Here is an 8,299-nt window from a genome sequence, read left to right as displayed (position 1 = left end):
GGCCCTGTGGAACGTGGAGCGCTATGTGGCGATCGTGGGGCTGGCACTGGGCGTGCTGCTCCCGTACGTCGCCGTCGTGATCGCCAACGCCGGGCGGGAGAACACCCCTTCGCTGCCCTCGACGTTCGTCCCGGCCCCGACGCGGCCGGTGCTCGGGGCCGCTCCGGTGGCAGGCCCTGCGGAACCGGCCCCGGGATCCGACCAGGTCTTCCGCTCCCCCGATCCGCAGGGGCAGGGCTGAGCCGTACCGCCGGGCCCGTACGGCCGGACCACGACGGGCCCAAGCTCAAGAAAAGCTCAGATCAATCATGTAGTTCCAGTGCACTGCACCCCGGTCTGCGTGACATACTTCAAAAGCGCTCCGCATCCCCCGTCGGAGCGACGGACCGACGCCGGGCAGCTCCCCCCGTGGCTGCTCGGCGTCGCCTTTTCTCCGGCAGGGGATGCGTCAGGCGGCCGCTCCCCTGCGGCCGGCCGAATCGAAGGCTCTAGGGTTGAGTCCGTGAACTCCCCTGAATCCGCGGCCGAGAACGCTGCCGAAGCCCCCGTCTGCTCCGCCAAGGGCTGTCGTGCCGACGCCGTGTGGGTGCTTGCCTGGAACAACCCGAAGCTGCACACCCCGGAGCGCCGCAAGACGTGGCTGGCCTGCGACGAGCACCGGGAGCATCTCTCCTCGTTCCTGGATGTGCGGGGCTTCCTGAAGGATGTGGTGACGCTGGCGGAGTGGGAGTCGCCGGACAGGCCCTGAGGTGCGCTACCCGCCGATCGCCGACATCGGGCGGTCGGGCTGGAGGAACGACGGGTCGTCCAGACCGGATCCGGCCTTCTTGCCCCACATCGCGAGCCGCCAGATCCGGGCGATCTCCGTGTCCGGCGCCTCCGAGCGGAGTGCGCCGCGCAGATCGGTCTCCTCACGGGCGAACAGACACGTGCGCACCTGCCCGTCGGCGGTGAGCCGGGTGCGGTCGCAGGCCCGGCAGAACGGCCGGGTGACGGAGGCGATGACGCCGACCCGGTGCGGTCCGCCGTCGACCAGCCAGCGTTCGGCCGGGGCGGAGCCTCGCTCGTCCTCGCCCTCCGGGGTGAGGTCGAAGCGGGTGCGCAGCGACGTCAGGATGTCACCTGCTGTGATCATTCCGTCGCGCTTCCAGCCGTGCTGGGCGTCGAGCGGCATCTGCTCGATGAAGCGGAGCTCGTACGCGTTGTCCACGGCCCAGGCGAGGAGGTCGGGTGCCTCGTCGCCGTTGAGTCCCGGCATCAGGACGGTGTTGACCTTGACCGGGGTGAGGCCGGCGTCCCGCGCGGCTTCGAGGCCGGCCAGGACGTCGCGGTGCCGGTCCCGGCGGGTGAGGGTCTTGAAGACGTCGGCTCGCAGGGTGTCCAGCGAGACGTTGACCCGGTCCAGGCCTGCGGACTTGAGCGCGGCGGCGGTCCGCTTCAGGCCGATGCCGTTGGTCGTGAGCGACATCCTCGGGCGGGGCTCCAGGGCCGCGCACTGTTCGACGATGGAGACGAGCCCGGGGCGCAGCAGCGGCTCGCCGCCGGTGAAGCGGACCTCGGTGATGCCCAGCTGGGTGACCGCGATGCGGACGAGCCGGACGATCTCGTCGTCGCTCAGCAGGTCGGGCTTGGCCAGCCACTGCAGGCCCTCCTCGGGCATGCAGTACGTACAGCGCAGATTGCACCGGTCGGTGAGCGATACGCGCAGGTCGGTGGCGACCCGGTCATAGGTGTCGATGAGCACGGTGGGCCCCCTCCTCCGGCTGATTTCCCGGTTGCGGTTGCTGACTCTTTCGAGACTACGCGAGAGGTGTGACATCGGAGGGGCCCGTTTGGCACGAGTTACGGCACGGCCGCGTCGTAGGACTCTACGACGCGGCCGTGGTGAAGGAGCCGTACGAGCAGCCGGCTCCTGTGGTTCGGTTCCTGCTCTCAGTGGGCGCCGATGCCGGTCAGGGACTTGACCTCCAGCTCGGCGTACTTGCCCTTGTCCGGCTCCTCCTTCGACAGGAGGGAGCCGATCCAGCCGAGCAGGAAGCCCAGCGGGATCGAGATCAGGCCGGGGTTCTCCAGGGGGAACCAGGCGAAGTCGACGCCCTTGAACATCGAGGTCTTCTCGTTTCCGGAGACGACCGGCGAGAACAGCACCAGGATCACCGAGCTGGCCAGACCGCCGTAGATCGACCACAGCGCGCCCTGGGTGGTGAACCGCTTCCAGAAGAGGCTGTAGAGGAGCGTGGGCAGGTTGGCCGATGCGGCGACGGCGAAGGCGAGCGCCACCAGGCCGGCGACGTTCATGTCGCGGGCGAAGGCGCCGAGCAGGATCGCGGCCGCACCGATGAAGACGGTGGCCCAGCGCGCGGCCCGCATCTCCTCCTTCTCGCTGGCCTTCCCCTTGCGGATGACGTTGGCGTAGATGTCGTGGGCGAAGGAGGACGAGGAGGCGAGGGTGAGGCCCGCGACGACGGCGAGGATGGTGGCGAAGGCGACGGCGGAGATGACGGCGAGCATGACGGCGCCGCCGGTGGAGCCGACTCCGCCGAGGTACTCGGCGAGCTGCGGAGCAGCCGCGTTGCCTGCCGGGTTCTTCGCGATGATCTCCTTCGGGCCGATGAGGGCCGCGGCGCCGAATCCGAGCGCGATCGTCATCAGGTAGAAGGCGCCGATGATGCCGATGGCCCAGTTGACGGACTTACGGGCCGCCTTTGCGGTGGGCACCGTGTAGAAGCGGATCAGGATGTGCGGCAGGCCGGCGGTGCCCAGGACCAGGGCGATGCCGAGGGAGAGGAAGTCCAGCTTCGAGGTGCCGGTGGCGCCGTACTTGAGTCCGGGCTCCAGGAACGACGCGCCGTGGCCGCTCTTCTCGGCCGCGGTGCCGAGCAGGTCGGAGACGTTGAAGTCGAACTTCCACAGGACCATGAAGGTCATCAGGATGGCGCCGGCGATGAGCAGCACGGCCTTGACCATCTGCACCCAGGTGGTGCCCTTCATGCCGCCGATGGTGACGTACACGATCATGAGTACGCCGACCAGCGCAACGATGAGGATCTTTCCCGCGTCGCTGGTGATGCCGAGGAGCAGGGAGACCAGAACTCCCGCTCCTGCCATCTGTGCCAGCAGGTAGAAGATCGAGACGATGATGGTGGAGACGCCCGCCGCGGTGCGTACCGGGCGCTGCCGCATCCGGTAGGCGAGGACGTCGCCCATGGTGTAGCGGCCGGAGTTGCGCAGGGGTTCGGCCACCAGCAGCAGGGCGACCAGCCACGCGACGAGGAAGCCGATCGAGTAGAGGAAGCCGTCGTAGCCGAAGAGCGCGATGGCTCCGGCGATCCCGAGGAACGAGGCGGCGGACATGTAGTCGCCGGAGACCGCGAGTCCGTTCTGGAAGGCGGTGAACTGCCGTCCGCCGGCGTAGAAGTCGGAGGCGTTCTTGGTCTGCCGGCCCGCCCAGACGGTGATGCCGAGGGTCGCCGCGACGAAGACCGCGAAGAGCGTGATGATCAGCGGCCGGTGCTCGGTGGTGGAGGAGGCGGCGAGCACGGCGGTGTGGGAGTGGTACGCGGCGCTCATGCGTCGGCCTCCATACGGGACTTGATGGCCTCGGCCTTCGGGTCGAGCTTCGTGTTGGCGTGCCGCGAGTAGAACCAGGCGATGAGGAAGGTGGAGAGGAACTGGGCGAGGCCGAAGACGAAGGCCACGTTGAAGTTGCTGAACACCTTCGTGCCCATGAAGCCGCCGGCGTAGTTGGACAGCAGCACGTACAGCAGGTACCAGAGGATGAAGGCGATGGTCAGTGGGAAGGCGAACGAGCGGTGTGCGCGGCGCAGTTCGCCGAATTCCGCGCTCGCCTGCTCCGCGACGAAGGCCTCGGTCGTGGGCTGGGCCGGCCCTGTCTCCGTACTGCCCTCGGGCGGCGGTGCATCGGTAGCCACGGAATCTCCTCGCGACGCGGGTGCGGTGGTGGTGGGGACGGTGGATTTCACTGCGGACCTCGATATCGGGGGGTGGTGGTACGCCTCCCCTGACAACGGCACGCGGCGCGTGGCGAAGCGGTTCACCGCTGTTCCGGTCTTCTCCCTGTCACTCCTTCGGACGCTCCGGCGGAGACGGGTTGCCGTGAACTCATTGATGAGCCGGGATGATCGGCGATAGCTTCACTCGTCATGTACGCGACTGGGCGCGCCCGTGTCCGGTCGACTGACACGGATGAAGTGGAGACCCCATGGCTCATCTGGGATCCAGACGGACGCGCGCACTGGTGCTGCCCGTCGGATTGGCCCTCACCGTCTCGCTCGGCTTCCTGCCGGCCGGCGCCGCGACCGCATCGCCGGTGGACGCCCGGCCCGCGGCGGCGGCGACGGACGGGCCGAAGCTGTCGTATGTGGTGAACACGCGGGGCGGTCACGGCACCGTCAAGCAGGTGCGCAAGGCGGTGGAGCGGGCCGGCGGCACGGTGGTGATCGCCTACGACCGGATCGGTGTCCTCGTCGTCCACTCGCAGAACCCGGACTTCGCACGGTCCGTGCGCAAGGTCAGGGGCGTGGAGTCCGCGGGCGCCACCCGCACCAACCCGATCGTCCCGACGGCCACCAAGGACATCGGGGTCGAGCAGCCGCTCACCGCGGAGCAGGAGCGGAGCGCCGCGGCGCGGGCGACCGCGGACCAGGACCCGATGGAGCCGCTGCAGTGGGATCTGCCCGCCATCAAGGCGGACAAGGCGCACAAGAAGTCGCTGGGCAGCCGGAACGTCACGGTCGCGGTCATCGACACGGGCGTGGACGACACGCACCCGGACATCGCTCCGAACTTCGACCGGAACGCCTCGGCGAACTGTGTGTCGGGGGCGCCGGACACCACGGCCGGCTCCTGGCGCCCGAAGACCGGTGAGAGCCCGCACGGCACCCATGTCGCGGGCACCGTCGCCGCCGCGAAGAACGGCATCGGGGTGACGGGCGTGGCGCCGGGTGTGAAGGTCGCCGGTATCAAGGTGGGCAATCCGGACGGCTTCTTCTACACCGAGGCCGTCGTCTGCGGTTTCGTCTGGGCGGCCGAGCACGGCGTGGATGTCACCAACAACAGCTATTACACCGACCCGTGGATGTTCAACTGCAAGGACGACCCGGACCAGGGCGCCCTGGTCGAGGCGGTCGCCCGGGCCACCCGGTACGCCGAGAGCAGGGGCACGGTCAACGTCGCCGCGTCGGGCAACTCGGCCGAGGATCTGGCGGTCGACGCGATCGACGACGTGTCCAGCCCGAACGACACCGATCCGGTCACCCGGACGATCGACCCGAAGACCTGCCTCGACATCCCGGCGATGCTGCCGGGTGTCGTGACGGTCTCGGCGACGGGCGCGAAGGGGCTGAAGGCCTCGTACTCGAACTACGGGGACGGCGTCATCGACGTGGCCGCCCCGGGCGGCGACTCGACGGCCTACCAGCCGCCCGAGCCCCCCGCGACGAACGGTCTGATCCTGTCGACGCTGCCGGGCGGCGAGTACGGCTACATGGCGGGCACGTCGATGGCATCCCCGCATGTGGCGGGCGTCGTGGCCCTGATCAAGTCACGGCATCCGCACGCGTCGGCGGCGGCGGTGAAGGCGCTGCTGGCGGTGGAGGCCGATGCCACCGCGTGCGGTGCCCCGTACGACATCGACGCTGACGGCACGGTCGACGCGGTCTGCGAGGGCGGCAGGAACCACAACGGCTTCTACGGAGCCGGTGTGGTGGACGCCCTGGACGCGGTCCGCTGGTAACGGGTCCGGTACGGGGGCCGGTGGACTCCGGCCCCCGTACCGCCCTGTCCTGCGGATGGCACCCGGTGCCATAGTGCGGGAATGAATCGTCTCACCCTCTCCGGCACCGAGCAGGCCTGGGCCGCTCTCGGCGGTGACCCCGCGCTGCTCACCCGTGTCGAGACCACAGGACCGGCGGGGCTGCTGCCCGCCCGGCTGCCCGTGCTGGAGCTCGCCCGCTCCGCGGTCGCGGTCTGCTCGCTGGGCGCCGCCGAGCTGACGGCCCGCCGCGGCGGCGGGCCCGTGCCACGCGTCCGGGTCCACGACGGTGCGGTGGCCACCGCCTTCGTCAGCGAGCGCCATCTGCGCATCGACGGCCGCACCCCGACGACGTTCGCCCCGCTGTCCCGGTTCTGGCGTACCGGTGACGGCTGGGTCCGTACGCACGCCAACTACCCGCATCACCGGGCACGGTTGCTGAGCACGCTCGGGCTGTCCGCGGACACCGCCGACGACGCGGCCGTGGCCGCGGTGGCCGCGTCGTTCGAGGGGCGGCGGGCCGCCGAGATCGAGCAGACGGTGTATGCCACGGGCGGGCTGGCCGTCGCCGCCCGAACACCCGGGGAGTGGGCCGCCGACCCGCGCCGCCTCGCACTCTCCGGCGTACCGCTGGTGGAGCGGGAAGTGATCGGCGATGCCCCGGTCCGGCGGACCGCCGCACTCACCGGTGCACCGCTGCGGCCCGCTGCCGGGCTGCGCGTCCTGGATCTCACCCGGGTCATCGCGGGCCCGGTCGGCACCCGTACGCTCGCGCTGCTCGGTGCCGACGTGATGCGGATCGACGCCCCGCAGCTCCCGGAGAGCCCGGACGCACACGGTGACACCGGGTTCGGGAAGCGGTCGGCGACCCTCGACCTGGCGAGCCGTACCGGCCGCGCCGCCTTCGAGGAACTGCTGGCGGGGGCGGACGTCGTCGTCACCGGTTACCGGCCCGGGGCGCTGGACCGGTTCGGCCTGACGCCGGAGTCCCTGGCCGCACGCAGGCCGGGTCTGGTGATCGGGCAGCTGTCGGCCTGGGGGCAGCACGGTCCGTGGGCCCGGCGGCGCGGCTTCGACAGCCTGGTGCAGGTCGCCACCGGCATCGCGGCGACGGAGACCGCACCGGGGGCGCAGGACGGCCCGCCGGGGGCGCTGCCCGCCCAGGCGTTGGACCACGGCACCGGCTATCTGCTGGCCGCGGCCGTGCTGCGGGCGCTGACCGAGCAGCACGACGAGGGCGGCTCCCGGCTGGTCGGCCTCTCGCTCGCCCGCACCGCCGCCTGGCTGACCGACGAGATCCCCGCCTCAACGGACCGCGGGGAGGCCGGCCCCTACGACCCGGAGAAGTGGCTCACCCAGACCGACGGCCCGCTGGGCCGACTGCGCCATGCGCGGTCGCCGGTCTCCTTCGACGGGTCACCCGCCGACTGGCCGCGTCCGCCCGGGCCGCTCGGGGCGGACACGGCCGCCTGGCTCACGGCTTGATGAGAACCTTCAGCGCCGTGCGCTCGTCCATCGCCTTGTAACCGGCCGGGACGTCGTCGAGGCCGATGGCCAGGTCGAAGACGGGCGACGGGTCGATGGTGCCGGACAGGACGTCGGGGAGCAGCTCCGGGATGTACGTCCGGACGGGGGCGACGCCGCCGCGCAGCGCGATGTTGCGGTCGAACATGACGCCGAGGTCCAGCCCGGTGCCGCTGCCGTGCGGTACGCCGACGTAGCCGATCGAGCCGCCGTCGCGGGTGATCTCCACGGCCGTGCGCATGGACTGCTCGGTGCCGACGGCCTCGATCACCGCCTGGGCGCCCTCGCCGCCGAGCAGTTCCCGTACGGCGGCGACCGCGGCGTCGCCGCGTTCGGCGACGACATCCGTGGCGCCGAAGGCGCGGGCGATGTCGGTGCGCACCTGGTGGCGGCCGAGCGCGATGATCCGTTCGGCGCCGAGCCGCTTGGCGGCCATGACCCCGCACAGGCCGACGGCGCCGTCACCGACGACGGCGACCGTGGAGCCGGGCCTCACTCCGGCGCCGACGGCGGCGTGGTGGCCGGTGCCGAGGACGTCGGACAGGGCCAGCAGCGCGGTGAGCAGGTGGTCGTCGGAGGCCGCGGCGGCCGGCAGCTTGACCAGCGTGCCGTCGGCGAACGGAACACGTACGGCCTCGCCCTGACCGCCGTCGGAGCCGACCGAACCCCAGAACCCGCCCTGCGGGCAGGAGGTGGTCAGGCCCTCGGCGCAGTGGGCGCAGGTGCCGTCGGACCAGACGAAGGGGGCGACGACGAGGTCGCCGGCGGCGAAGCCGTTGACCTCGGAGCCCGTCTCCTCGACGATCCCCAGGAACTCGTGGCCGATCCTCTGGCCGGGCTGCCGGGCGGACTCACCGCGGTAGGCCCACAGGTCGCTGCCGCAGATGCAGGCCCGCAGGACTCGCAGCACCACGTCGGTGGGCTGTTGGATCGCCGGGTCCGGCACCTCCTGCACGCGGATGTCGTGGGGGGCGTGGATGACGGTGGCGCGCATGCGTGGGG

At 71.1% G+C, this 8,299-nt stretch carries 8 protein-coding genes; 4 read left to right on the top strand and 4 right to left on the bottom strand.

Features of this window, described 5'->3' with window-relative positions; genetic code table 11:
• Nucleotides 1–241: DUF3099 domain-containing protein (locus ACFVW8_RS17385; RefSeq protein ID WP_389690754.1), on the top strand; the 241-nt coding region annotated here is incomplete at its 5' end.
• 261 nt (nt 242–502) lie between these two features.
• Entirely contained in the window at nt 503–748 is a 246-nt protein-coding gene (locus tag ACFVW8_RS17380) for a hypothetical protein (protein ID WP_384134920.1), read from the top strand.
• A gap of 6 nt (nt 749–754) precedes the next feature.
• On the opposite strand, the gene moaA is transcribed toward ACFVW8_RS17380, so the two are convergent.
• The 3 genes from moaA to ACFVW8_RS17365 all read right to left on the bottom strand — a co-directional run bounded on the left by moaA (nt 755) and on the right by ACFVW8_RS17365 (nt 3,932).
• On the bottom strand, nt 755–1,744 hold the full coding sequence (gene moaA, locus ACFVW8_RS17375) for a GTP 3',8-cyclase MoaA (RefSeq protein WP_389690752.1): 990 nt from the start codon (nt 1,742–1,744) through the stop codon (nt 755–757).
• Between the two features lie 188 nt (nt 1,745–1,932).
• Entirely contained in the window at nt 1,933–3,570 is a 1,638-nt protein-coding gene (locus ACFVW8_RS17370; protein WP_389690750.1) for a cation acetate symporter, read from the bottom strand.
• A complete protein-coding gene (locus ACFVW8_RS17365; protein ID WP_389690748.1) occupies nt 3,567–3,932 on the bottom strand; it encodes a DUF485 domain-containing protein in 366 nt (121 codons plus the stop codon). The genes ACFVW8_RS17370 and ACFVW8_RS17365 overlap by 4 nt, the downstream gene beginning before the upstream one ends.
• A gap of 290 nt (nt 3,933–4,222) precedes the next feature.
• On the opposite strand from ACFVW8_RS17365, the gene ACFVW8_RS17360 reads away from it, so the two are divergent.
• Together ACFVW8_RS17360 and ACFVW8_RS17355 are read left to right on the top strand one after the other, a co-directional pair.
• Entirely contained in the window at nt 4,223–5,755 is a 1,533-nt protein-coding gene (locus tag ACFVW8_RS17360) for a S8 family serine peptidase (RefSeq protein WP_389690746.1), read from the top strand.
• Between the two features lie 81 nt (nt 5,756–5,836).
• Nucleotides 5,837–7,258 carry a CoA transferase gene (locus tag ACFVW8_RS17355; RefSeq protein ID WP_389690744.1) on the top strand — a complete coding sequence of 474 codons (1,422 nt, stop codon included), beginning with the start codon at nt 5,837–5,839 and terminating at the stop codon, nt 7,256–7,258.
• Here ACFVW8_RS17355 and ACFVW8_RS17350 read toward each other — a convergent pair.
• Entirely contained in the window at nt 7,248–8,291 is a 1,044-nt protein-coding gene (locus tag ACFVW8_RS17350; protein ID WP_389690743.1) for a zinc-dependent alcohol dehydrogenase family protein, read from the bottom strand. The genes ACFVW8_RS17355 and ACFVW8_RS17350 overlap by 11 nt on opposite strands.
• Nucleotides 8,292–8,299: the final 8 nt, after the last annotated feature.

The organism is Streptomyces sp. NPDC058221 (assembly GCF_042882365.1).
In the GTDB taxonomy this organism is placed as follows: Bacteria; Actinomycetota; Actinomycetes; order Streptomycetales; family Streptomycetaceae; genus Streptomyces.
This window is presented reverse-complemented; position numbering and strand designations above follow the sequence as displayed.